Origin of the sequence: Streptomyces sp. SirexAA-E (genome assembly GCF_000177195.2) — a bacterium.
Taxonomy (GTDB): Bacteria; Actinomycetota; Actinomycetes; order Streptomycetales; family Streptomycetaceae; genus Streptomyces; species Streptomyces flavovirens.
Genome location: NC_015953.1, coordinates 2606609 through 2629992 on the forward strand (window position 1 = coordinate 2606609; position 23384 = coordinate 2629992).

A 23384-nucleotide genomic window follows, 5' to 3' on the forward strand; every position below is an offset into this window, starting at 1 on the left:
GACCGCCGGCCCGCCCGCTCGGCCCGCTCACTCCCCGCCCGGCAGCGTCTGCTCCGACCAGACGGTCTTGCCCTCCGAGGCGTAGCGGGTCCCCCACACCGTGGCGAGCTGGGAGATGATGAACAGTCCCCGCCCGCCCTCGTCGACCGCCCCGGCGTACTTCATGTGCGGGCCGGTCGTGCTGGCGTCCCGGATCTCGCAGGTCAGCGCGCGGTCGAGGATCAGACGCAGTTTCACCGGCGGGCGGCCGTAGCGCACGGCGTTGGTGACCAGTTCGCTGACGATGAGCTCGGTCGCCTCGCCGGTGTCCCCGGTGAGGTTCCACTCGGCCAGCCGCTTGGAGGCCAGGCGGCGCGCGGTCGCCGGAGCGGTCTTGTCGTAGGGCAGCTCCCAGACGGCGTACCGCTCGGGCGGCATGGGGTGGGTCCGGGCCAGCAGCAGTACGGTGCCCTGGAGTTCGGGGGTGTCGGGCAGGGCGTAGGCGGCCGCGTCGCACAGTTCGCGCAGGGGGCGGTCCGGGTGTGCGAGCGTCCGTCGCAGCACGCCGGAGGAGGTCTCGGCGTGGCTTTCGAGCGCGCTGCTGTAGAGCCCGAGGATGCTGCCCTCCCGGAGCGGGAAGGAGGCCGCGGCGACGGGCCCCCGCTCCACGGTCCCCAGGGGCGGTCCCACGGGCAGGCCGGCGACGTAGGCGGTGCCGTCCGGGCAGACGACGAGGGGGGCGGGGTGCCCGGCGGAGGCCACGGTGCACGTCTCGGTGAACGGGTCGTACACGGCGTACGCACAGGTCGCGGAGAGCGGCTCGCGGTGCAGCGGGTCGCTGGACGGCAGTTGGGCGCGTTCCTGTGCCAGCCGGGCCGCCGTGTCGTACAGGCGCGCCAGCAGTTCGTCGGGTTCCAGGTCGAGGTCGGCGAGGGCCTGGACCACGGTGCGCAGCTGCCCCATGGTGGTGGCCGCGTGGATGCCGCGTTCGGTCACGTCACCGATGACCAGGGCGGTCCGGGCCCCCGGCAGGGCGATCGTGTCGAACCAGCTCCCGGTTCCCCGGCCCGGCAGCAGCAGCTGGTCGGTCTCGACGGCGGGCTGGGCCGCCGGGCGCTGCGGCAGCAGCCGGCGCCGGAGTGTGCTGGCGATGGTGTACTCGTGCGCGTACCGGCGGGCGTTGTCGATGCCGAGCGCGACGCGCGAGGCCATGGCCGCCGCGACCGGGATGTCCTCCTCGGCGAAGGGCTCGTCGTCGCCGCACCGGTAGAGGCTGACCAGGCCGAGGACCGCCCCGCGCAGCGTCAGCGGTGCCAGCAGGAGCGTATGGGCGCCGGACTCCCTGATGATGCGGGCCCGTTCGGGGTCGGCGCCGGCCCAGGAGGCGTTCGTCAGCGGGACGACACGCGCCCGCAGGTCGGACAGGGACCGCTGGTAGGGGGTCCCGTGCACGACGGGGCTGACGTCGCCCACCGGGCGGGCCGGATCGGGGCGGCCGTCGTACGCGGCACGCCGCAGCGGCACGTCACGGCCCAGCGGCCCGGGCTGCGGGCACTCGCCGCGCAGTATCGCGTCGACGACCTCGACGACCCCGGCGTCGGCGTAGTCGGGGACGAGCGCGTCGACGAGGTCGCGGCAGGTGGCCTCGATGTCGAGCGTCCCGCCCACCCTCTCGCGCACCGCGGTGAGCGCGGCGTCGCGGCGCCGGTGCCGGACCCGCTCGGTGACGTCGACCACGGAGACGACCACTCCGAGGACCCGGTCCTGATGGCTCTGCCGCGCCGCGTGGCCCTGGAGCCGGAACGCGGTCACGGACAGGGTCCGCCGTCCACCCGGCACACCGAGCGGACGGGCGAAAAAGGGCTGCTCGATGCCGGGGACACCGGTCGTGAGGACTTCGTGCACGTAGGCGTGGACCCGCTCCGGTTCCTCGAAACCGCACACCTCACCGAACACCCGGCCGCGCATCCGTCCGACGAGGTCCCCTGACTCGGACGGGTCGCTGACGCGCAGCACGCGCTGCTCCGGGTCGAGCACATGGATCCGCATCCGGGCCTGGGAGAACAGCACGTCCAGCAGCGCCTGCCCGAGGCCGTCGTCGTCCTCGCCGGCCTCCCGTACCCCCCAGGCCGCCCCGGCCAGCGGCTCCAGCAGCAGCGCCGCCGCCTCGCCGTCGCCGTCCTGACGCCGCCGGTCGCGGGCCAGCACCTCCGCGACCGGCCGGCCCGTCGCGTCGGCGGTCGGCAGCCCGAAGCGCCGCTCGGCGGCCCGGCTCCAGCCGGTGACCACTCCGCTGCTGTCCACGACCATCAGGGGCGCATCAGCCATCAGCCAGCTCCTTCGGCCCCCCAGAGGGCCCGGGGCGAGCCGCCGCGCACGACGACACGTACGGCACCAGCATCCGTCCCGCCCCGGACGGCCGCTACCGGAGGGCGGGGGGGTGCCCTCGCCGCCCTCCGGCCGTCACAGCGCCGCCTCGTGAGACGCCGGCCGGTGGTCCGGGGCGGCCGGCTCGCCCGGCACGGGGGCGGCCGCCCGCCCGGCGCCGCGCAGGAACACGACCGAGAAGAGGCCCGCTCCGGACATGGCCACCGCCGCGCCGATCGCCGCGATCCCCATTCCGTGGGTGAAGGCCTCACGCGCGGCGGTGAGGAGGGTCTCGGCGACCGCGCCGGGGAGTTCGGAGGCCACCGCGGCCGCGCCGCCCAGCGTCTCGCGTACGGCGTCGGCGTGCGGCACCCCGGCGGGCACACCGTCCGCCATGTCCCGGCTGTAGACCGCGGCCCCGACGGAGCCGAGGATCGCCATGCCGAGGGCCCCGCCCAGCTCCTGGCCGGACTCCAGCACGGCGGCCGCCGAGCCCGCGCGCTCGGGCGGTGCGGCGCCGAGGGCGAGTTCGTTGGCGATGGTCATGGCCGCGACCAGCCCGCCCGCGTAGACGGAACCGCCGAGGAGGGTGTACCAGAGGGGCGAATCGGTCTGGAGCTGGGTGATCAGAAGGAAACCGCAGGCGGAGAGGGCGAAACCGCCGCCCATGACGTACGCGCGGTCGATCCGCTGCGCGAGTGCCGCCCCGGTCGGTGCGGTGACGGCCACCCCGGCGGCGGGCACCAGGCTCCACAGCGCGGCGGTGAGCGGGCTCTGGCCGAGCACGGACTGGAGGTACTGGCTGAAGAAGACGGCCATGCCCACGGTCGCGAACATCGCGAGCAGGTTGGCAAGCACCGGTCCGCCGAAGGCCCGCCGCCCCAGGAGACCGAGGTCGATCATGGGATGCTCCAGCCGCCGCTGACGGCGCATGAACACGACGCCGAACAGCAGACCCACGGCGATCCCGAGGGCGGGCACCGGTGCGTAGCCGTGGCGGGCCCACTCCTTGACGCCGTAGATGACCGGGAGCAGTGCGCCCAGCGAGAGGGCGGAGCTCAGCAGGTCGAACCGGGGCCGCCCGCCGGTGGCGGGATGCTCGGGGGCGGGATGCTCGGTGGCGGCCGGGCCGGTGGAGGGCCGGCCGGTGGAGGGCCGGCCCGTGGAGGATTCCGGTACGAGGAACGGCACCAGCGCGAGCAGCAGGGCCATGGCGGGCACGTTGATCAAGAACACCGAGCCCCACCAGAAGTGTTCGAGCAGCAGCCCGCTGACGACCGGCCCCAGCGAGATGCCGGTGGTCAGGACGGCCGTCCACAGGGTCACCGCCTTCGCGCGCTGCTTCTCGTCGTGGAAGAGGTTGCGGACCAGGGCGAGGGTCGAGGGCATCAGCGCGGCACCGCCGAGGCCGAGCAGGGCGCGGACGGCGATGAGCAGCTCGGCGGAGTGCGCGTAGGCGGCGGCCGCCGAGGCCAGGCCGAAGACGGCGGCGCCCACGAGCACCAGCCGACGCCGCCCGATCCGGTCGCCGAGCGCCCCCATGGTGATGAGCAGTCCGGCGAGGACGAAGCCGTACATGTCGAGGATCCACAGCTGCTGGGTGGCGCTGGGCTCCAGGTCCTCGCTGATGGAAGGGATCGCGAAGTACAGGACCGAGACGTCCATCGAGACGAGCAGCAGGGGCAGCATCAGGACGCCGAGGGCGGTCCATTCCTTGCGGCCCGCGCGCGGGCCTGGTGTGTTGTCCATAGGAGTACGGAACGGCCTGGCTGACGTACACCGCAAACACCTGCCTAGTGCACCCGGCCACAGCACAGCCCCCACCAGGGATGAGGGGCACCAGGTGCACTAGTACGGTGGCCCCATGGCACCCGAACCGCCCTACCTCCGGATCGCCGCCGAGCTGCGCCGCCGCATCACCTCCGGCGAGCTCGCCCCGGGCGACCTGGTGCCCTCGACCCGGCGCATCACCCAGGAGTGGGGCGTGGCGATGGCGACCGCGACGAAGGCACTCACGGCGCTCAACCAGGAGGGGCTGGTACGGGCGGTGCCCGGCGTCGGCACGGTGGTCGCGGAACGCGGGCGGGAACGCGACACGACCACCGGCCGGCCGCTCACCCCCGACCGCGTCATCGGTGCCGCCATCGCGCTGGCCGACACGGAGGGACTGGGCGCGCTGTCCATGCGGCGGCTGGCGACCGACCTCGGCACCTCGACGATGGCGCTGTACCGGCACGTCCCGAACAAGGCGGAGCTGATCCGGCTGATGTCGGAGGCGGTGTTCGGCTCCGAGCCCACCGGCCCACTTCCCCAGGGCTGGCGCGCGCAGCTGGAGCGGGAGGCGCGCTGGCTGTGGAACCAGTACGGGCAACACCCCTGGCTGGCCCGGGCGATGGCGGCCCTCACCCGGCCGATGGCCTCCCCGAAGGCGATGCGGTTCACCGAACGCACCCTGACGGCGCTCCGGGGCCTCGGCCTCTCCTCGGCCCAGATGCTCCACATCCACCTCACCGTCCTCAGCTTCGCCCAGGGCGTCGCACTGGCGGTCGAGCTGGAGTCCCTGGCCCGGCAGGACACCGGCATGACGGCCGAGGAGTGGATGACCAGCAACGAGCCCCGGCTGGAGGCGATCCAGACGGCGGCGGCCTTCCCGGTGCTGTCCACCCTCTTCGACGAGGGCGACTTCGACCTGGAACTGGACACCCTCTTCGAGTTCGGACTGACGCGGGTGCTGGACGGGGTGGCGGCGTTGGTGGGGGAGGTCACTCGCTGAGGTGGGCAATGGGGGCTTGCTCATCCGCTCCGACCACGCCGCTGGAGATCGGCCTGTCAGCACCTCTTGATACAACTGCACCCGCAGCACGCGTACGAGACGAGGGGACTCGGCCATGGCCAACGACTTTTCGAATGCAGCGCCGGTTGTCGGCCTGTACGAAACACTGATCACACGTCGCCTCGCGAAGCGGATAGAGGAACTCAAGGCTGAGGGGTGGCGCCCCAGAACCGAGCCCGTAGGACAGGAATCGACTCCCCATGTGCTCGCACGGCACGTCGGCGACACCGTGCGCCAGGTCCTTCAAGGCCTTTCAGCCTCGGAACAGGTAATCGCCGCCAATCACATTCTGGAGTCCCTCAACACCATCGAGGGAGCGACGCAGTGGGTAGATCTCGTCACGGAGGGGCCGAAGCAACTGCTTGCCATCCCCCAGCAGGAGGCTCCGGGCGTCTACGCCATGCTGCGGCCAACGACCCCGCTATCGGATACGGCTTTGATCACCAATTCCCCCGGGGACCCGAGTCTCGGCGCCGAACTGCGGGCCGAGCTCGCCACCGCTGACCGCGTCGACCTCCTCTGTGCCTTTGTGAAATGGCATGGCCTCCGTGTGCTCGAGGAGTCACTCGCCTCGGCACATGCCCGAGGAGTCCCCATCAGGGTGCTGACGACGACGTACATCGGAGCTACGGAACGACGCGCACTGGACCGTCTCGTCCGAGACTTCGGCGCCGAGGTGAAGGTCAACTATGAGCTCCGCTCTACCCGACTCCATGCCAAGGCGTGGCTCTTCCGACGGGAGAGCGGCTTCGACACGGCCTACGTCGGTAGTTCGAACCTCTCGAAGGCGGCCCTTCTCGACGGGCTGGAGTGGAACGTCCGCCTGTCGTCCGTTGCCACGCCCTCGGTCCTCCGCAAGTTCGAAGCCACCTTCGACGCGTACTGGAGTGAGCAGGCCTTCGAGCCGTATGACCCCGACATCGATGCTCAACGGCTAGACGAAGCGCTGGCCCAGGCGGGAGGCTCCGCTCCGCTAGGGCGCGGCGGCATCACGCTCTCCGGCTTGGAGATCCGCCCCCACCCCTACCAGCGCGACATGCTCGAACGTCTCGAGGTCGAGCGCACCGTACACAACCGTCACCACAACCTGCTCGTCGCCGCCACGGGCACGGGCAAGACCGTGATGGCCGCGCTGGACTACAAGCACCTACGCCAGAGGCTCGGCCGTGATCTGCGCCTGCTCTTCGTTGCACATCGCAAAGAGATCCTCGAACAGTCGCTCCGCGTCTACCAGGACGTGCTGGTCGATGCGAACTTCGGCGAGCTGTTCGTCGCGGGGGAGATTCCGGATCACTGGACACACGTCTTCGCCAGTGTGCAGTCCCTCAACACCCGTGCCCTGGATCGCTTGGCTACAGATCACTTCGACGTCATCGTGATCGACGAGTTCCACCACGGCACTTCGCCCACCTACCGCAAGCTCCTGGATCACTTTGCGCCAGGGGAACTCCTCGGTCTCACAGCGACTCCTGAGCGCACGGACGGTCTGAACATCCAGGATGAGTTCTTCGACGGACGCATCGCTGCCGAAATGCGACTCTGGGAGGCCCTGGAGAACGAACTCCTCAGCCCCTTCCACTACTTCGGCATCACCGACAACACCGACATGACGGCCGTCGCGTGGAAGCGCGGTGCCTACGATTCGACGGCCCTGAGCAACCTCTTCACGGGAAACGACGCGCGCGCCAGGCTCGTCGTCCAGGCGGTGAAGGACAAGGTCTCAGACCCTAGAATCATGCGAGCACTGGGCTTCTGCGTATCGGTGGCCCACGCACACTTCATGGCCGACTTCTTTCGCCGCGCTGGCCTCAACGCCGTCGCCCTCTCCGGGGAGACCCCGCGCCATGAACGCAAGTCGGCGCTCGACGACCTGCGGGCCGGCACGGTGCAGGTGATCTTTTCCGTCGATCTCTTCAATGAAGGTCTCGACGTTCCTGATGTAGACACCCTTCTCCTTCTGCGGCCGACCTCTAGCGCCACTGTTTTCCTCCAGCAGCTAGGTCGAGGGCTCCGCCGCACCCAAGGCAAAGCCGTTCTCACGGTCCTCGACTTCATTGGCCAGCACCGCAAGGAGTTCCGCTTTGAGTCCCAGTTCCGCGCCCTGACCAACCTGACGCGGAACCGCCTCGAGAAGAGCATCGAGGACGGCTTCCCTCAGTTGCCTTCAGGCTGCCAAATCATCTTGGAAGCCAAAGCCCGTCAACTCATCCTCAACAACATCCGCAATCAGATCAACGTCAACGTCACTCAATTGGCGCGGGAAGTCGCCGAGTACGCCCAGCCGCGACTAGCCGACTTTCTCGAAGAGAGCGGCAGGGAACTGAAAGAGCTCTACCGGGGAAACGGGAACTCCTGGACAGGACTTCTTCGGCGATCCAAGCTCCTCGACGCGGTTGGCCCGGAGGGTGAGGCTGCGCTGGTGAAGCGGGTCCCCGCGTTTTCACACGTGGACGATCCACTTCGGGTCAACACGTACACGAAGCTCCTGGAAGACGACGCCCCTACGTACGATGCCCTTTCCGAGAAGGAACAGGCTTACGCTCGCATGCTCTTCTTTTCGCTGTGGCCGCTCGGCGGCGGCTTCACGAGTTACCAGGAAGGGTTCGACACGCTTCACCACCTAGGAGCCCTCCGTGACGAAATCCGCCAGGTACTCGCCTACGCCCTCAACCGCGCGGACCACGTCCCCGTACCACTTCTCGGCACTCACGCGAGCCTCCCACTTGCGGTTCATGCCTCGTACAGCCGTGAGGAGATCTTGCCAGCACTAGGGCAGTCGACCGCAAACGCCTTTATGCCGGGGCACTTCCGAGAGGGGGTGAAATGGTGCGAAAACATTCAGACCGACGCCCTTTTCATCACGCTCGAAAAGGACGAGAAAGACTTTTCACCAGAGACCCGGTACAAGGACTACGCGCTCAATGACTTTCAGTTTCACTGGGAGACGCAGCACCGGACCTCAGAAAGCTCATCCACCGGAATCCGGTACCAGACCCACAAGGAGATGGGCACCCACGTCCTTCTGTTCGTCCGCCGCTTCAAGAACACGGACATCGGTGGCCCTCAGCCGTGGATGCTGCTGGGCCCGGGCGAGTACGTAAAGCACTACGGAAGCAAGCCGATGGGCATCGTTTGGAACCTCCGCCATGAGATCCCGGCCGACGTGCTCACCTACTCGGCGATCGCGGCCGGGTGATGCCAGCCCACCGGCGAGCTGTAGTGGTCCCGGCCTACAGCTGAGCTGTTAGAGCTTCAGCGCGGCAACCTCCCGGACACGCTCCCCCAGTTCTTTCACGGCCCGCACCTTCCGGTGCGGGCCCAGGCGCTTTCGCATCGTCTCGAAGTGTTCGTCGCCCCGTGCCGTCGACAGGCCCACGTAGTCGTCGAGGAAGCCGTTCCAACTGGAACAAGCCTCCTCGATGTGCCCCAGTTCGTATTGGCGCTGCGCCAGCACCGCGTTCGCGTGCAGCCTGCCCTGGCGCTCCTGCTTCGGCTGGGTGCGGATAGAGGTCTTCAGGGCGGCGATCGATCCGGGCAGATCCTTCGTCTCGTAGAGGACGTGGCCGACGTGGAACTGGTACGCCGTCTGGTCGTACCCGCCGATCGACTCCCGCCGGGAGTCCGCCTTGGCGAGCGCCGACTCCGCCTCACGCAGCCGTACGAAGGCCTGCTTCCGGTCTCCCACCATGGATGCTGCGTGTGCCTGCTGGCCCCGCAGGAAGGCGACGAGTCTGGGGCCTGCCTTGGGGGCGGCCTCGGCGGCGGAGTCTGCGAGCTTCAAAGCCGTGGCCCCGTGGCCCAGGCTCGACGCCTGGAGGCTCATCCCGCGCAGGGTCCGGCAGTACGTCACATGGTCCCCGGCTTCGGTCGCGAGCTTCAACGCCTTGACGTAGTAACGCTGGCCAAGGGCGTGCTGCCGCTCGTACATCGCCATCCAGCCCGTCAGGTAGGTCAGATCCGACGCCGCGGACAGCATGTCGCCCCTGACCCGCGCTGTGGCTGCCGCCCGGAGATACGGCGCGACGGTGTTGACGAGGAATGCGGCAGCCATGGGCCTGGCATGCCCCCCGCCCAGTTCGTCGAGGATGTCCGCGATGCGGTCGGTCATCGTCCGCACCGTGGTGACTTCGGCGTCTCCGATACGCCCCGTGGGCTTGGTGGCGCGTTCTCGCTCTTCCGCGTGCGCCTCACCGGCGAACAGGGGCACGGCGAGGGCCGCCGAGTACACGCCAGCGGCCAGGACGCCACGTCGTGACGGGTCCATGTCGCTCCTTCCCAGGTCCAGAAGCGACTCCACGGTGTCTTCTCCGTGCGGTGCACCGTCGCCCTTCGGCACCTGCAAGCCGGCCTCGGCATGAGTCAGCGGACGCCCGATCCTGCGCTGGAGGACTTCGAGGATGATGCGCCTGACCTGTTGCCTCGGCTGTGTCCCACTCAGCCAGTGGGACACAGCGGAATGGTCGTACTTGAGGGGCATGCCGAGCTGAGCGCCCATGCGGTTCACCGCGTTGGCGAGCTGCGTCCGGGACCATACGGCCTCTTCGAGCAGCGCCGCGAGGCCCGTGTTCCGCTCGTTCTCGGCTTGCCTGGTCATCGCCAACTCCCGGAGAATTCACAACTTTCACGGTCACGGCTCCCTCTCACGGTACCCGGAAACCTACGTCGCGCAGTTAGCTCTTCACACACGGCAACCAAAAGTAGCCAGAGAGGAGCACGCGTGACCGCTGCGACAGAGGGCCACGGGCCCGACGCCCTACCGTTCGACTTCGAGTGCATCAGCGACTGCGTCGACAGGGTGTTGGCCATCACTCTGTGCATGCCCGAGCGGCAGGAGATCGACCACATGGCAGGTCGGTTGCGTGGGGCGCTCAACATGTTCTTGGTCGAAGACCTCGGTTTCGACTCGAATCACGAGACGAGACGGATGTACGCGGCAGCCCACCGCCTGTTGGAGTTGAACGGCCGCCCCACCCCTGAGACGCCTCCGTTCACCGCATACGAGTACGTACGCGAGCTCGCACGCCTGACGAGACGGTTCGTCGATCTCTACCGGGATCACTCCGCAGACACGACGGCCTCGCCCTCGCCGGCCCTTCCCTCGCGGATCCGGTCAGTGGCACCGATGTGAGCACGTGTCCTGCGTGAACGTCCGGGCCCCGGCCCGGCTGAGCGCCGATGTCCCCGCCCTGCCCCGCACCGGCCGACGCCCTGCCAGGAATCCGGCCGGTGCGGTTCGATCACCAACCCATGAGAAGGAGATCTCCGTGAGCGTACCCATGCCCGTCATCGCCAGAGGGCTCATCCGCGACGAGCGTTTCGCCAGTTGCCGAGACACGGTGGTGGACGCCAACCCGGCAATGTCCGTGGAACTCGCGGCACGCGTCGTCGAGGAGGCCTTGAAGTTCGTCGCCGCCTGTTCACGCAACCCCGGCGTAGGGCTCGCTCCGTCACGCGTCGTCGACGAGGGGTGGCATGCCCTGATTCTGCACACCGCTGTGTACGCGGAGCTGTGCGACGAGCTCGGCAGCTTCGTACACCACTTCCCGGGGTACGACCCGACCACCTATGACCCTGATGTACTGAACCGCACCCGGCGACTGATCGGCGAACTCGGTTACACGGCGGACCCGGAGCTTTGGGGGCCACCGACCGACGAGCTCGCCGCGTCGGTCGCGGCCAAGTGCCAGCACGCGCCCGACTGCACCATCGTCGTCACTCCGAAGCCGAAACCGAAGCCCTCGGCGGGGTGACCGGTAGCCTGCGGGCAGAAGGGAGACCGCGCATGGAGTGGATCGATCCTCGGTACTCGGAGATGGTGGACGCGTGGGAGTCCGCGCAGGCGCCTGACCCGCACACCCCGGAAGCACCACGGCCGGTACGGGCGTTCATCGCCACCGTCGAGCCTGAGCCGCCGGCGTCCTGACGGCTGGGCCGAGTGGGCCGAGCTGCGGTTCGGCCCACTTCACGGGCGGCTTCCTGATGGGGGATGCGGGCCGGTCTCTCAGTCTCTGCTCCGCTGCCGCGCGTCCCACCGCGTCAACAGGGCCGCCGTCGCCACACACAGCACGGCCGGGACCGTCGGGAGGAGCAGGTCGAAGGCGTCGCCCTGCCATAGTTGTGCGTTGACCGCCCACGCCACGGGAAGGTCCAACAGGAAGAGGCTCAGCCCCGTGGGCCAGAAGCGCCGGGACGATCGGGTGGCGGCGCCCCATACCAGCAGGCAGCAGGGGATGACGAGCAGCGCCGCCGTTGCCAGGAGCCGGTCGGGCTGGGGGCTGAAGGACTCGGAACCCGGCAGGAACACCGCGACGGCCGCCAGGAAGAGGCCGAGAAGCAGGCGGCTGGTCCCGGGGTGGCGCTTCTTCGGCGGGTCGGCCGCCATGGCGTGAGGTCGTGCCGCTGGCGCCGGTGTCGTGGGTGGGGGAGAGCGGACGGGTTCGGGCTCCGACGTGGCCCCCGCCCGCCGAGCGGCCTCGACCGCCCGGCGGGCGGGGGCGTTGCGTGCCTCCATCGATCCGTCGAGGCCGTAGACGAACAGCGCGATGTCGTTCTCAAGGGCGTAAGCGACGGCCGGCGCGGCGTAACTGCTGCCGGTGAAGAAGAACAGGTGCCGGTCCAGCATGCGGCCGCGCGCGCCGAACAGCCGCTGCAGGTCCGGGCGGCCCACCGCCGCCGCCTGGTATTTGACCTGGCCCAGGGCACGGGCCGACCACACGTCTATGCCGCCGTCGGCACCCCCGGGCTCGGCACGCGCGTCGCGGTATCCCCAGTACCGCATCCAGGCAGCGGCGTTGTGCTCGGCGTCCTGCCACGACCGAACCGCACGTCTCTCCGGCATCCGCGGCCTGGACGGCTCCCCTACCCGGATGGTCTTTTCGCTGGTCACAGCCACGAAGTATCGCAGGACGCGCCGACGCCGGGCATGGGGGTCACCTGGTTCGCCGCGGTGGGTCCCTGTTTGCGGGCCCCGACCTGTGCGGTGGTGGAAGGCGCGGGCCGCGACACATGGCCAGGCCGTTTCGCGGCGCGGGCCGCAGAGCCTCGTCAGTCCGCCGGCGGCCCATAGGAGTGGAGGGTCACTCTCCGGTCCGGGCCCCACTGCTGTTCGGTCGTGGTCAGGAACTGCCAGCCGAGCCGTTCGTACAGGGCCGTCGCCGCGGTGTCGGTCGCCACCACGTCGAGTACCGGGTGCAGGCCTCGTTCCCGTGCCGCTTCGTGTGCGCGTGCCATCAGCAGCGCGCCGAGTCCGTGGCCGCGGGCCGACGGGGCGACGAACAACCGGTTGACCACCGCGATCTCGTCGACGTCCACACCCTCCCGGGCGCCGAACACCCCCGGGGCCACCTCACCGGCGGTGCACCGGGACAGGCCGACATGGCCCGCGACCCGGCCGTCCAGTTCCGCCACCCAAGCGGCCACGAGCGTGGGCTGCGCCAGCCATGCGACGGGGTCGGCAGGCCAGTTGACCGGGTAGCCGTCGTGCTCATGGACCTGTGCCAGCGCGCGGACGCAGGCGTCGAGGTCTCGGTCCGCCCGGGGCCTGACGTACCGAACCGCCTGAGCCGCCGTCGCACCGGATACGTTGGCGCTGTCGCCGCCGCTCTCGCTCGTCACCGCGGAATCGAAGCACATCTCCCCGACCGCGGCGAGTAGCGGCTCCCGGCGTTGTTCCGTGGGCGTCGTCGGGCGGCCCTGAAATCGCCTCTCCGACGCCACACCCGCCCCAACGGTCGCCCTGCGTAACAAGCCTGTGGCGCAAAGCCATCGGTTGGTCTACAGTCTGCGCCTCATAGCAATCGTTCCGCCGCAACTCGCGGCTATGAAGAGGAATTGGGGCCACCTTGACGGTTCCTGCTCAGCCGACCCCGGAACCCGATCCGTCGGTCCCCGGCGCGGCGCCCCACCCCTCCCCCAGCAGGTACTCCCATACCGGCACCACCCGTCTGCTCTGCGCGGGTCCCTACCTCCAGGCCCGATTCCGGCGTCGAGTGGTGGAGGAGCTGGCCGAGCACGACGGAAGGGCGGTGGCCCCCTCCGTCGGGGTGGACGTCGTTCCGGTGCTGGCCCATGCGTTACGGGCGCGCCGGCTCGAACTGCACGCCGGGGGCTGGATCGCCCTCCTGTGGGTGCTGTTCTGGCTGGCGGACCTGTACGGGGACGAGTTCGGCTGGATGACCTCCTGGAGCCTGGCCGACGCCTACGGCCAGAGCTACACCGAGCGCCGCTTCTTCCTCCCCACCGACGCGTTCGACTTCTTCGGCGGGCCCCAGCGCTATCCGGGGTCCGGTGTCTGGGCGTTGAACTACGCCCTCGTGAGCGGGCTGCTGTGGTTCGTACGGAACATCTCGGGGCGTGGCACCAGCGTGTACTCGCTGGACGGTCTGCTGCCCGGAAGCGGCGGCCGGACCTGGGTGGTGGCCCTCGTGCCCCGCGTCCTGACGGCCCTGTACTGGGCAGCGGCGCTCGCCGCCGTGTGGAACGCCTCCGCCAACTGGATGGCCGTGGTCTTTCCCCTGCTGATGGTGATCCCCGTGTGGAGGCACCGCAGTGCGGTGGAGGCCGTGATGTGCGACCGGCTCCCGGCCGAGACCTTCCGGCAACGGCCACGGGAGGAACTGACCGGGCCCGAGTGGCTGCGGGAGGTCGGGCAGGCCATCGACAGGGAGCAGAACTCGGGGATCGTCCTGTACGAACCGGCTCGGCCCTTCGTCGGGTCGGGGCGCGCCCTGCCGTCCTGGTCCCTCGTGATGGACCTGCGTCGCAGGCCGGAGGCCGGATCGGAGCCGCTCACCGCTGCCGGGGTGCTGAACTGCGTACGGGAGCGGCTGGCGGACCTCGGCCGGTTGCCGGTGCCCCCGTCCGGTCTGGACCGTCTCCGGGACGTGGAGATCGACGAGTTGGTCTATCTGCCGTCGGGGCCACCGAGGCACGAGGTCGACCACGGCGAGACGGCGGCGGTGACGCACCGGCTCGCGTCGGTCGGCGAGGGCGGAGAGGCGCGACGGCACTTCCTGCGGGTCCGGGTCAGCGCGTGGGAGCACCAGGTGGTGGTGTCCGTACTGGTCCGGGTGCACACCCAGGGCGAGTTGCTGGTGCTGGAGGTCGTTCCGCATGTACTGGACCCGCTCAGGCCGGAGTTCGGGCTCGTCGACGCCGTCGTCGAGCGGGGGCGTGCGTACCCGGCGATCGCGGTGGCCCGAGCGCTGCTGACCGCTCCGGCCGCCGGGGTGGCGGCGGCCTTCTCCGCCGCGCGTTCACTGGAGAGCACGGTCCGTTGGGCGGCCCGGAGCCATGGATACGTGAGCGCGCGGGCCGACTCGCCCGAGGGAGCCTCCGCGTCCGTAAGGGAACTGGCGTCCGTACGAGGCCAGTCACCGTTCCAACGGATGGACGTCAGCCGCTACCTCAAGACGATCCAGGAACGCATCGGTACGGGGGCGCTCCAGGCGCTCAGTGAGAAGGGCCATGACACGGGCCAGCTGGAGCAGCAGATCGTCCAGGTGAGCAACGGTGGCGTCTTCATCGGGACGATGAGCGGCGGCGCGGTGGCCACGGGCCGGGGCGCCAGGGCACGGGCCGATGGGGCGTTGCAGCAGGTCATCGGCCGTCAGGACGGCCGATGACGGGGGCGGCCGGGGCCGTCCGCTCCGGTGACGGGGCGGTGGCCCGGCGGGTCGCCGGCCGACGAGCCGCACGAGCCGCACGAGCGACGACGGCCTCAAGGACGACGCGGACCGGCTGAATCACCAGAACGACGCGTATGACGCGCACGACACGAGCGACGAGCCGAGAGAGCAGGGACGGCGGGGACATGGGTGCAAGGGGCGAGGCAGAGCGTGCCGACCGGGAGCCGGACACCGACGAGGAACCGACGCGTACGGACCCGGCGGGTGCCGTACCGCCGGGCGGCATCGTCATCGGCGAGTTCGGCGGAGGTGCCGCCGCCGCCGGGCCGAGGGCGGAGGCCGAGGACGTCAGCAGGCGGATCGGCCGCCCGCGCGGCGCGGACGAGGCGCCGCCGCCCGTCGTGGCCCCGGTCCCCGGCGGCATCGCCATCGGGCGGATGACCGGGGGCGCGGCGGCGTCGGGGCCGGACGCGCGGGCCACCGACCGGTCGGAGCAGTTCATCGAGGCGACGCCGCAACTCGTGGACGCACTGCGGCTGCTGCGCGGCGAGTCGGGTGAACTCCGGGCGGAGGCCGCCGAAGCCGAGCGGGAGATCCAGGCCACCGGCCGGGTCACCCGGAGCCGACTGCGCAGGCTGGTGGGGCTGGCGGGCCGGGCGGCCGGGTCCGTGGGCGGCCAGACGGCGGCCGGGGTGGCCACCGAGGTGATCACCGGAATGCTGACATGAAGGGGTGGGACACCGAGGGCCAGCGGTGGGAGCCCTCCCCGGCTCCGGACACCGGGCTGCCGCGCGCCCTGGAGCAGGGGCTGCGGATTGCGGCCGTCGCGCTGGCGGTAGCGGTCCTGGGTACCGTCGCCTTCGGGGGTGGCCGGCTGATCTTCCGCGAGGACGAGGCGCAGGGGGTCGAGGCGTCCGCCGAGGCCATCCCCGGTGAGACGGACACCGCCGGGACGGCCGCGGGTGCCGGCGGAACCGAGGAGGGCGACACCGGATTGGGTACCCCCTCGCCCGACGGCGAGTCCCCCACGGCCGAGGAGCCGCCGCCCGGCTTCGTGTGGCAGGAGGACCCCCAGGGCTTCAGCGTGCAGGTCAGGGAGGAATGGCAGCGCCGGGAGGACCCCCGGGAGGCGGGCGTCGTCGTCTTCTACGAGACGGACGACGGGGACGGGATGCTCCAGATCTACCGGATCTCCGAGCCGGGCTACACCCCGTACGACGCGCTGGAGGAGACGGACCGGCTGGTGGGCCGGGCCGGCGGCTACGAACGCGTCCGGCTGGACGAGCTGGACGCCACCGACGGGTCGGAGACCGCTGAGCTGGAGTACCGCGTACCGCGCGAGGACGGCACCGTACGGCGGTCGCTGCTCAGGGCCTTCGTCGCCGAGGACGGGGTGCGGTGGGTGGTGCTCGTCGCCGGCCCCGACGACGAGTGGGACGCCACGTACGCGGAGTCGGCCTCGGTGGCTGCCGAGTCCTTCTGCCCGCAGGGCTACTGCCCGTACGTGCCCTGAGCCGGTACGCCGGGGGGTCGGCCACGGGCGGGTGGGGCGGCCCGCGTCCCGGCGCGACGGCTCGTCTCCTCGGGACCGCCGGGACCCGTCACCGCACGGTCCTGTGCGCCTGCAGGAAGGCGCCCGCGTGGGCCGCCGCCTCCTCCTTCGTGGCATAACCGGAATCACCGTCGCTCTCGCCGTGCGTCCCGTCGGCGGCCCGACCCGTCCAGTACCAGCGGGTGGACGAAGGATTGTGCGTCAGCACGGCAGCGCCTCCGCAGAGTTCGAGAGAGCCGGACTCCGCACCCGAGGCCGCCGCCCGGTTGACGGCTTCGGGCCACTTCTTGCGGGCACCCTGGCGGGTTATCCCCCAGGCCGCGCCCAGTTGCTCGTAACTCGCGCCGTACGAACCGGCGGTGTTGGCCGCCCTCTCCGTCAGCTTCTTGACCTCCGCGTCCACGACCTTCCAGGCGGCCAGGACGGACAGCGTCACGTCGACGGGGGGCGCATCCCACATCTGGTCCTCGGCAAGCCCGGTCGCCCGGGCGCGCAGGGCGGCGGCGAGTGGATTGAGCGCGTCGAGGAGGGAGCTCTCGAGTGCGGTCTGCTCGGCAGGCGTGATCTCCAGCGGCGTCATGCGACAACCATAGTTAACCAATCCGCCCCTGACAACCGAAGTTACCCACCAAAGTTGCCGACGGAGTTGCCGACCGAAGTTGCCGACCGAAGTCACCGGCCGAAGTCACCACCGGATCTCCTCACGTGGTCGCGCCCCGCCGCCGCGTCCGGCGCTCCGACTCGACGGCCGCGGCGCCACCGCACACCACAGCCGCCAGGGCGAAGGCCCCCACCGCCGGGCCGATGTAGCCCGGGACCGTGTCCGGGGTGTAGCTCCCCCCGTCACTCGTCTCGCAGACGAACCGCAGCGGAAAGTAGTCCACCCGGTAGCCGACGGACCTGGACCACTGCGCCTCGTCGGCCGTACGGCACGACCGCATGGGCGAGGAGCCGGCCCCGCCGTCCTCCGCGTCGAGGACCGCACCGCCGACGTGCAGCAGCCCCCAGGTGTACAGAGCCACCGCACCCGCGCCCAGGACGGCCGCGGCGCAGCGGAACCGCAGGCCCCGGTCCGCCTGCCGGACGCCGACCCGGCCGAGGGCGCCGAAGCCGTAACCGGCGAGGGCGAAGACCGCGATGATCCCGAGCGGGACGAGGAGCAGGAGTGCCATCGGCCGAGTCCACCAGGACGCCCCCGCAACTCATGTGATGGAGGCCACAGTTCCGGCAACAGTCAGGTCACAGGGAGGTGCGGGCCGGCGGCCGGACAGCGCGAAGCCCCCGGTGGATACCAGGGGCTCCGTGTGGGCCGAAGTGGTCAGCCCGGTGGGTCACACCGTGAGCTTCACGGCCTCGAACCAGTTCTCGTTGGCGGTGGTGCCGACGAACATGTACTCGGGGCGGGCGTTCTTGCAGAACTGCGAGCCCCAGCCGCCACCGCGCATCTTGGCGGTGTGACAGACGCTGCCCTTGCCGATGTTCATGGCGAAGCCCGTCATGAAGGGGGCGTCCTTCTTCGAGCTGCCGATGTAGTTGTCCTTGCCGTCCGCGGCGACTGCCGTCCAGTTCGGGGCCCACTTGGCGTTGCCGCTCGTCGAGGAAGGGTCGTTGAGCAGGGCGTTGGCGGAGGATCCGCCGACGTTCCACACCGCGATGTTGAGGGCCGTGATCTGCTTGCCCTGGCCCGTCGTCCCGGTCATCGTCCCGTCGCACACCGGCGCCTGCCAGCCGCTTCCGTACACGAAGGCCCGGTAGCAGATGTGCCGCCCCTGCGGGTCGTTCTTCGCGAGGCTGCTCAGCGCACCGGCGGCCGTGTTCAGCGGCGCCTTCGCCGTCACCGTGGCCGCCGGCTTGCTCTTCGGGGTGCTCGGCGGCGGTGCGATCACCGGCTTGGGAGCGGGTGACTCGGAGGGCTTCTCCGTCTCCTTCTTCTCCTCCTTCTCCTCGCTCGGTGTCGGGGAGGGGCTCGGCGACTTGCTGGTGTAGGTCTCCGGGACCACGACGCGGTCGGTGTCCAGGACCGTGCCTGCCGCGTTCTGCGTGTGGTCCTTCTCGGGCTTGCGGTCGTCCTGGCCCGCCACGAGGAACGGCACGGAGATCAGGATCGCGCCGACGATCGCCGCCGCGGCCAGCATCGGTTTCTTCGGTCGGCTGCCGGGCGGCACGTCGTCGGCGTGGGTACCGGCGCCCGCACCCCCGCTGCCCGCCGCCGCTACCGCCGCCTCGGCGTCCGGGGACCCGCCGACGCCACCGGCGGCCGCGAGCGCCGCAGCCGGCTCCGTGGCGGACGGCGACGACGGTGTCGCCGCCGGAACGACGGCCGTCTCCTCGGAGTCGGCCGATGCGGGTTCGGCCGCCCCCTTGGCCGTCGGCCCCGGGGCTCCGATGCCCCGCGCCGTGCCGCCGCCGTCAGTCGCACCGGCGGCTCTGGCGCCGCCCGCTCGCCCCTCGGTCTGCTGCCGGGTGTCCGCACCCTCGGGAGTCCCGCTCTCGGAGCCCTCGGCCTCCGGGCTCCCGCCGAGCGTCTCCGGGCTCTCGCTCGTCGGCCCCCGCGTGCCCGCGTCGGGCCCGGTCGCGGTGGGCGAGGTGGGCGAGGTGTCCTTACGGCCGCGCGAGCCGCCCGGCGTCAGGGCGTCGCCGGGGTCCCCGGCCGCCCCGCTCATCGGCACTGCCCGCCGGACCGACACCGGCGAACTCCCGGACGCACCGGAGGCGCCTGAGGACGCGCCCGTGCGCGGCGGTATGTGGCTGGAAGGATCATGCTCACGTGCCATGCAATTTCCTTACTCACGTCTGGGTTGCGGTGTCGCGGCCCGGCATCCGCGCACGACCGGACCTCACCCACGCCGGTCGTCGGGTGAGCGAAGTCCCGGAGGTGACAGGTGACTTGACTGGGGTGGGGGGACCATCGGCAGGCGATCGACGGGACGGGGCACCGGGCGCGCGCCGGCGTGCGGTGGCGCGTGACACGCCTGAACGGTTCGGGCCCGGGACGACGGTACAGGAACTCCCTCAGCCATGGTCGGCCAACCGGGCTCGGGGTCGCCCGAGACGGCGGGGGCGGCCGGGCAGAAGGGGCGAAGCGGCGGGGGCCAAGCGAAGCGATACCGGGTCGAACCTCCCGCGTCGAAGCAACGCCCCCGCGGAGTAGCCGACTTCGGGGCGGTGGACGTGCGCACACGAGACGCCCGAGGCAGGCCCGGAACATCGACGACCTCTGCGGCACGACGACGGGAGGGCGCCGCGCCGCAGGGGTCGTTCTCGGGGCCTCGGGCAGTCGAGCCACCACTCAAGGCCGTCAGCCGCCGCGCACCACCCCCGACCGGTCGCACGGAGGCCGGCACGCACAGGCCGGCACACACAGGCCGACACGCACAGGCCGTCACACACGAGCCGCGACGGGCATGCGGGCCGTCACCGTGCCCGCCCTCCACGTGCGGACGGCTCAGCCGCTCACCGTGACGTCCGAGTCGCCGCTGCCCTGACACCCCCTCGGCCGCCAGCGTCATGCAGTAGCCGAAACCGCCCAGGGGCATCCCGGCCCCGGCCCACGCGTCGAAGTGGTTCCCGGCGGTGATGGTCCCGCCGGTCCGCTTCGCCTGCCCCACGCTCCGGTACTGGTCGAACGCCTTCGCGCCCTCGACGGACGGGCCGCCGCACCGGCGTCCGGTAGATGCCGTACGTCCCGCCGTCGCTCGTGACGGTTCCCTTGTACGTGCCCGTCAGCCGGCAGGGGCCCCGGTTGTCGACGACGCAGTACTCGGCCAGGGGGTTCGCGGTCCAGCCGTAGCGCGTCAGGCAGCCGTTGCCGGTACCCGTCCGGTTCGTCGTGATGGCCGTGTCGGGGTGGACCGTGCCCGTCAGCGGCGGCCTCCGCACCTGGGTTTTCCGTCGAACGTCTTGACGTGCCCCTGACGGGGTGGCTTTATGGGAGCGCTCCCATACTTTCCTGCCGATGCTCGGTCCTCCTCGCGTCCACCCCCAGGAGTCGCAGTGAGAACAGCGATACGCACAGCACGACGACCACAGCCCCTGGCCCTTCTGCTGAGAGGTCTGGCCGCCTTCCTGGGGCTCGCCCTCGCCGGAGCCCTCGGCCCGGCCACCGCGCGGGCCGCGGACCTGCCCCAGCGGGCGGAGGCGCGGGCCGCCGGCCTCCACATCAGCGACGGGCGCCTGGTCGAAGGCAACGGCAACGACTTCGTCATGCGCGGCATCAACCACGCCCACACCTGGTATCCGGGCGAGACCCAGTCCCTCGCCGACATCAAGGCGACCGGCGCGAACACGGTCCGCGTGGTGCTGTCCGACGGCTACCGCTGGAGCGAGAACAGCCCCGAGGACGTCGCCTCGATCATCGCCCGGTGCAAGGCCGAGCGGCTCATCTGCGTCCTGGAGGTCCACGACACCACCGGGTACGGGGAGGACGCCGCCGCCGGAACCCTCGACCACGCGGCCGACTACTGGATCGGCCTGAAGGACGTACTCGACGGCGAGGAGGACTACGTCGTCATCAACATCGGCAACGAGCCCTGGGGCAACGCCGATCCGGCGGGCTGGACCGCCCCCACGACGGCCGCGATCCAGAAGCTGCGCGCCGCCGGTTTCGCCCACACGATCATGGTGGACGCGCCCAACTGGGGCCAGGACTGGGAGGGCGTCATGCGGGCCGACGCCCGGAGCGTGTACGACGCCGACCCGACCGGCAATCTGATCTTCTCGATCCACATGTACAGCGTCTACGACACCGCCGCGAAGGTCACCGACTACCTCAACGCCTTCGTCGACGCCGGACTTCCCCTGCTCATCGGCGAGTTCGGCGGCCCCGCGGACCAGTACGGCGACCCGGACGAGGACACGATGATGGCCACCGCCGAGGAGTTGGGGCTCGGTTACCTGGCCTGGTCCTGGAGCGGCAACACGGATCCGGTCCTCGACCTGGTCCTCGACTTCGACCCCACCCGGCTCAGCTCGTGGGGCGAGCGCGTCCTCCACGGCCCCGACGGCATCACCGAGACGTCCCGTGAGGCCACGGTCTTCGGCGGCGGGCAGGGCGGGGGCGACACCGAGGCCCCGACCGCACCCGGCACCCCGACGGCCTCCGGGGTGACGGCGACCTCCGTCACCCTCGGCTGGAGTGCCGCCACCGACGACGTCGGCGTCACCGCGTACGACGTGGTCCGCGTGACCGGCGGCTCCGAGACGAAGGTCGCCTCCTCCGCGGCCACCTCGGTCACCGTGACCGGTCTGAGCGCCGGCACCGCGTACAGCTTCGCCGTCTACGCCCGGGACGCGGCCGGCAACCGTTCGGCGCGCTCCGGCACGGTGTCGGTCACCACCGACGAGGGCGGCAGCGTGCCCGGGGGCGCCTGCTCCGTGGGCTACCGGGTGATCGGCGAGTGGCCGGGCGGCTTCCAGGGGGAGATCACCCTCCGGAACACCGGCGCCGCCGCCGTCGACGGCTGGACGCTGGGCTTCGCCTTCGCCGACGGGCAGACCGTCACGAACATGTGGGGCGGCACCGCGACGCAGAGCGGGGGCGCGGTGAGCGTCACCCCGGCCTCGTACACCTCCACGATCGCCGCCGGCGGCTCGGTCACCGTCGGCTTCACCGGCACCCTGACTGGCGCGAACGCCGCCCCGGCGGCCTTCACGCTCAACGGCGCCACCTGCACCGCGGCCTGACCCGGCCGCTCACGTTCCGCGCCGGCCGGCAGAGACGGTTCCCGCCCCGCCACCCGCCTCTGCCGGCCGTCGTGTCCTCGCGTCTCCCGAGGCCGCCAGGGCGTCATCCCCGGACGAACCGGGTGAGGGTGACGCCGTTGCCGAAGGCGGTGCGCTCGGCCACCTCGAAGACGGTGGGGTCGAACGCGCCGTCGAACGCCGGGATCCCGGCGCCCGCCACCACCGGGTAGCTCTTGATCAGCAGCTCGTCGATCTCGTGCAGCAGCTCGCCGGCGAGCCGGCCTCCGCCGCAGAGCCAGATGTCCTTGCCCTCTTCCCGCTTGAGGGTGCGGACGAAGCCGACCGGATCCTCGGCCACCACGGTCACGGCCGGGTCGATGTCGCTCGCGAGGGTGCTGGAGACCACGTACTGGCGCAGGTGCGCGTACGGGCTCGTGATGCCCTCGTCGAGGGCGGGGCCGTAGGCGCCGCGTCCCATCACCACGGCGTCGAAGGACGCGTTGGGCGTATCGGTGAGGCCGAACACGTCCCGGGCGACGGTCGGGACCGTCTCCGGGTAGCGGCTGTTCATCCAGGAGGAGTAGGCGGCGGCCTGCCCGTCGTCGCCGAAGGGGTAGAAGTCGAACTCGCCGCCCGGCCCGGCGATGCGGCCGTCGATGCTCACGGCGACGTAGTACACGAGCTTGCGCATGGGTGGGCTCCATTCGTAGTACTGTGGCTGAAGTGGTTACACCGTAGTACTACAACTGGAGTGAATGCAATGGTGCGCAAGAACGACGAGCGCAGGGCCGCCCTCGTGGACGCCGCGATCGAGGTGCTGGCCCGGGAAGGGGCGCGCGGTCTGACCTTCCGGGCGGTGGACACCGAGGCCGCCGTCCCGGTGGGCACGGCCTCGAACTACTTCGCCAGCCGCGACGACCTGCTCACACAGGCAGGCGGCCGGGTCTACGAGCGGCTCCGGCCGGACGAGGAGACGATCGCCCGCCAGCGCACCACCACACCGGACCACGAGGGCTACACCCGGCTGATGCGCGAGCTGGTCGGCCGGGTCAGCGGCTTCCGCACGGGCTACCTCGCCCTGCTGGAGCTGCGCCTGGAGGCCACCCGCCGCCCTGAACTGCGCCGGGTGCTGACCGAGCGCGTCCGGTCGGACGTCGACGCCAACGTCGCCTATCACGAGGCATCGGGCCTGCCCGGCGACGCCACCGCCGTCCGCCTGCTGATCCTGACCCTGAACTGGCTCATCGTCGAACAGCTCACCCTGCCGGACGTGTTCTCGGAGGCGGAGCGCGACCAGCTCGTGCAGGCGGCGGTCGAACGCATCGTGCGGGTGTGACCCGCGCCG

General features: G+C 70.9%; 19 protein-coding genes and 1 pseudogene. 10 read left to right on the plus strand and 10 right to left on the minus strand.

All coding sequences use genetic code 11. The features are described from left to right. Nucleotides 1-27 precede the first annotated feature (27 nt). Both SACTE_RS11520 and SACTE_RS11525 read right to left on the minus strand, forming a co-directional pair. Nucleotides 28-2307: a SpoIIE family protein phosphatase gene (locus tag SACTE_RS11520; protein ID WP_014046206.1), complete on the minus strand. Its 2280-nt coding sequence runs from the start codon at nt 2305-2307 to the stop codon at nt 28-30. A 135-nt stretch (nt 2308-2442) separates the two neighbouring features. Next, entirely contained in the window at nt 2443-4095 is a 1653-nt protein-coding gene (locus SACTE_RS11525; RefSeq protein WP_014046207.1) for an MFS transporter, read from the minus strand. Between the two features lie 115 nt (nt 4096-4210). On the opposite strand from SACTE_RS11525, the gene SACTE_RS11530 reads away from it, so the two are divergent. Together SACTE_RS11530 and SACTE_RS11535 are read left to right on the plus strand one after the other, a co-directional pair. After that, complete coding sequence (locus SACTE_RS11530) at nt 4211-5119, plus strand: TetR/AcrR family transcriptional regulator C-terminal domain-containing protein (RefSeq protein WP_014046208.1); 909 nt, start codon at nt 4211-4213, stop codon at nt 5117-5119. A gap of 115 nt (nt 5120-5234) precedes the next feature. Next, nucleotides 5235-8375 carry a DEAD/DEAH box helicase gene (locus SACTE_RS11535; protein ID WP_014046209.1) on the plus strand — a complete coding sequence of 1047 codons (3141 nt, stop codon included), beginning with the start codon at nt 5235-5237 and terminating at the stop codon, nt 8373-8375. A gap of 48 nt (nt 8376-8423) precedes the next feature. On the opposite strand, the gene SACTE_RS11540 is transcribed toward SACTE_RS11535, so the two are convergent. After that, nucleotides 8424-9773 carry a hypothetical protein gene (locus tag SACTE_RS11540; RefSeq protein ID WP_014046210.1) on the minus strand — a complete coding sequence of 450 codons (1350 nt, stop codon included), beginning with the start codon at nt 9771-9773 and terminating at the stop codon, nt 8424-8426. Between the two features lie 123 nt (nt 9774-9896). On the opposite strand from SACTE_RS11540, the gene SACTE_RS11545 reads away from it, so the two are divergent. The 3 genes from SACTE_RS11545 to SACTE_RS34590 all read left to right on the plus strand — a co-directional run bounded on the left by SACTE_RS11545 (nt 9897) and on the right by SACTE_RS34590 (nt 11102). Next, on the plus strand, nt 9897-10307 hold the full coding sequence (locus tag SACTE_RS11545) for a DUF6415 family natural product biosynthesis protein (RefSeq protein ID WP_014046211.1): 411 nt from the start codon (nt 9897-9899) through the stop codon (nt 10305-10307). Between the two features lie 136 nt (nt 10308-10443). Further along, nucleotides 10444-10929, plus strand: a complete 486-nt coding sequence (locus SACTE_RS11550; protein ID WP_014046212.1) for a hypothetical protein — start codon at nt 10444-10446, stop codon at nt 10927-10929. Between the two features lie 32 nt (nt 10930-10961). Further along, nucleotides 10962-11102: a hypothetical protein gene (locus tag SACTE_RS34590; protein WP_014046213.1), complete on the plus strand. Its 141-nt coding sequence runs from the start codon at nt 10962-10964 to the stop codon at nt 11100-11102. 78 nt (nt 11103-11180) lie between these two features. Here the strand turns inward: SACTE_RS34590 and SACTE_RS11555 are convergent, their stop codons facing one another. Together SACTE_RS11555 and SACTE_RS11560 are read right to left on the minus strand one after the other, a co-directional pair. Then, nucleotides 11181-12017: a restriction endonuclease gene (locus SACTE_RS11555; RefSeq protein WP_014046214.1), complete on the minus strand. Its 837-nt coding sequence runs from the start codon at nt 12015-12017 to the stop codon at nt 11181-11183. A 206-nt stretch (nt 12018-12223) separates the two neighbouring features. Then, the gene (locus SACTE_RS11560) at nt 12224-12811 is read right to left on the minus strand and encodes a GNAT family N-acetyltransferase (RefSeq protein ID WP_014046215.1); all 588 of its coding nucleotides are present in this window, start codon (nt 12809-12811) and stop codon (nt 12224-12226) included. 209 nt (nt 12812-13020) lie between these two features. Between SACTE_RS11560 and SACTE_RS11565 the strand changes: the two genes are divergently transcribed. The 3 genes from SACTE_RS11565 (at nt 13021) to SACTE_RS11575 (ending at nt 16318) form a co-directional block, all read left to right on the plus strand. Further along, on the plus strand, nt 13021-14802 hold the full coding sequence (locus SACTE_RS11565) for a hypothetical protein (RefSeq protein ID WP_014046216.1): 1782 nt from the start codon (nt 13021-13023) through the stop codon (nt 14800-14802). Between the two features lie 188 nt (nt 14803-14990). Next, the gene (locus SACTE_RS11570; protein WP_014046217.1) at nt 14991-15533 is read left to right on the plus strand and encodes a hypothetical protein; all 543 of its coding nucleotides are present in this window, start codon (nt 14991-14993) and stop codon (nt 15531-15533) included. Then, on the plus strand, nt 15530-16318 hold the full coding sequence (locus SACTE_RS11575; protein ID WP_014046218.1) for a hypothetical protein: 789 nt from the start codon (nt 15530-15532) through the stop codon (nt 16316-16318). Before SACTE_RS11570 ends, SACTE_RS11575 begins: the two co-directional genes overlap by 4 nt. Before the next feature lie 88 nt (nt 16319-16406). Here SACTE_RS11575 and SACTE_RS11580 read toward each other — a convergent pair whose 3' ends face one another. From SACTE_RS11580 to SACTE_RS34980, 4 genes and pseudogenes are all read right to left on the minus strand, one after another. After that, a complete protein-coding gene (locus SACTE_RS11580; protein ID WP_014046219.1) occupies nt 16407-16937 on the minus strand; it encodes a hypothetical protein in 531 nt (176 codons plus the stop codon). A 121-nt stretch (nt 16938-17058) separates the two neighbouring features. Then, the gene (locus SACTE_RS11585; protein ID WP_014046220.1) at nt 17059-17529 is read right to left on the minus strand and encodes a hypothetical protein; all 471 of its coding nucleotides are present in this window, start codon (nt 17527-17529) and stop codon (nt 17059-17061) included. Between the two features lie 159 nt (nt 17530-17688). Then, nucleotides 17689-19131, minus strand: coding sequence for a hydrogenase expression protein HypA (locus SACTE_RS32565; protein ID WP_014046221.1), 1443 nt, complete (start codon nt 19129-19131; stop codon nt 17689-17691). 714 nt (nt 19132-19845) lie between these two features. Further along, nucleotides 19846-20170 (minus strand): annotated as a pseudogene (locus tag SACTE_RS34980) (glycoside hydrolase family 11 protein); the annotation flags it as partial. A gap of 180 nt (nt 20171-20350) precedes the next feature. Here SACTE_RS34980 and SACTE_RS11600 point away from each other — a divergent pair. Next, nucleotides 20351-22039: a cellulase family glycosylhydrolase gene (locus tag SACTE_RS11600; protein ID WP_014046222.1), complete on the plus strand. Its 1689-nt coding sequence runs from the start codon at nt 20351-20353 to the stop codon at nt 22037-22039. A gap of 103 nt (nt 22040-22142) precedes the next feature. On the opposite strand, the gene SACTE_RS11605 is transcribed toward SACTE_RS11600, so the two are convergent. Continuing rightward, on the minus strand, nt 22143-22730 hold the full coding sequence (locus tag SACTE_RS11605) for a dihydrofolate reductase family protein (protein WP_014046223.1): 588 nt from the start codon (nt 22728-22730) through the stop codon (nt 22143-22145). 69 nt (nt 22731-22799) lie between these two features. Between SACTE_RS11605 and SACTE_RS11610 the strand changes: the two genes are divergently transcribed. Continuing rightward, nucleotides 22800-23375 (plus strand): TetR/AcrR family transcriptional regulator, encoded by a 576-nt coding sequence (locus SACTE_RS11610; RefSeq protein ID WP_014046224.1) that lies wholly within the window; start codon nt 22800-22802, stop codon nt 23373-23375. Nucleotides 23376-23384 lie beyond the last annotated feature (9 nt).

What these genes read in the sequence shown, in the direction of transcription:
- SACTE_RS34590 (WP_014046213.1), top strand. Translation starts at nt 10,962, where the DNA reads ATGGAGTGGATCGATCCTCGGTACTCGGAGATGGTGGACGCGTGGGAG.
- SACTE_RS11535 (WP_014046209.1), top strand. Translation starts at nt 5,235, where the DNA reads ATGGCCAACGACTTTTCGAATGCAGCGCCGGTTGTCGGCCTGTACGAA.
- SACTE_RS11580 (WP_014046219.1), bottom strand. Translation starts at nt 16,937, where the DNA reads ATGACGCCGCTGGAGATCACGCCTGCCGAGCAGACCGCACTCGAGAGC.
- SACTE_RS11540 (WP_014046210.1), bottom strand. Translation starts at nt 9,773, where the DNA reads ATGACCAGGCAAGCCGAGAACGAGCGGAACACGGGCCTCGCGGCGCTG.
- SACTE_RS11575 (WP_014046218.1), top strand. Translation starts at nt 15,530, where the DNA reads ATGAAGGGGTGGGACACCGAGGGCCAGCGGTGGGAGCCCTCCCCGGCT.
- SACTE_RS11560 (WP_014046215.1), bottom strand. Translation starts at nt 12,811, where the DNA reads ATGTGCTTCGATTCCGCGGTGACGAGCGAGAGCGGCGGCGACAGCGCC.
- SACTE_RS11520 (WP_014046206.1), bottom strand. Translation starts at nt 2,307, where the DNA reads ATGGCTGATGCGCCCCTGATGGTCGTGGACAGCAGCGGAGTGGTCACC.
- SACTE_RS11525 (WP_014046207.1), bottom strand. Translation starts at nt 4,095, where the DNA reads ATGGACAACACACCAGGCCCGCGCGCGGGCCGCAAGGAATGGACCGCC.
- SACTE_RS11605 (WP_014046223.1), bottom strand. Translation starts at nt 22,730, where the DNA reads ATGCGCAAGCTCGTGTACTACGTCGCCGTGAGCATCGACGGCCGCATC.
- SACTE_RS11570 (WP_014046217.1), top strand. Translation starts at nt 14,991, where the DNA reads ATGGGTGCAAGGGGCGAGGCAGAGCGTGCCGACCGGGAGCCGGACACC.
- SACTE_RS11530 (WP_014046208.1), top strand. Translation starts at nt 4,211, where the DNA reads ATGGCACCCGAACCGCCCTACCTCCGGATCGCCGCCGAGCTGCGCCGC.
- SACTE_RS11555 (WP_014046214.1), bottom strand. Translation starts at nt 12,017, where the DNA reads ATGCCGGAGAGACGTGCGGTTCGGTCGTGGCAGGACGCCGAGCACAAC.
- SACTE_RS11585 (WP_014046220.1), bottom strand. Translation starts at nt 17,529, where the DNA reads ATGGCACTCCTGCTCCTCGTCCCGCTCGGGATCATCGCGGTCTTCGCC.
- SACTE_RS11610 (WP_014046224.1), top strand. Translation starts at nt 22,800, where the DNA reads ATGGTGCGCAAGAACGACGAGCGCAGGGCCGCCCTCGTGGACGCCGCG.
- SACTE_RS32565 (WP_014046221.1), bottom strand. Translation starts at nt 19,131, where the DNA reads ATGGCACGTGAGCATGATCCTTCCAGCCACATACCGCCGCGCACGGGC.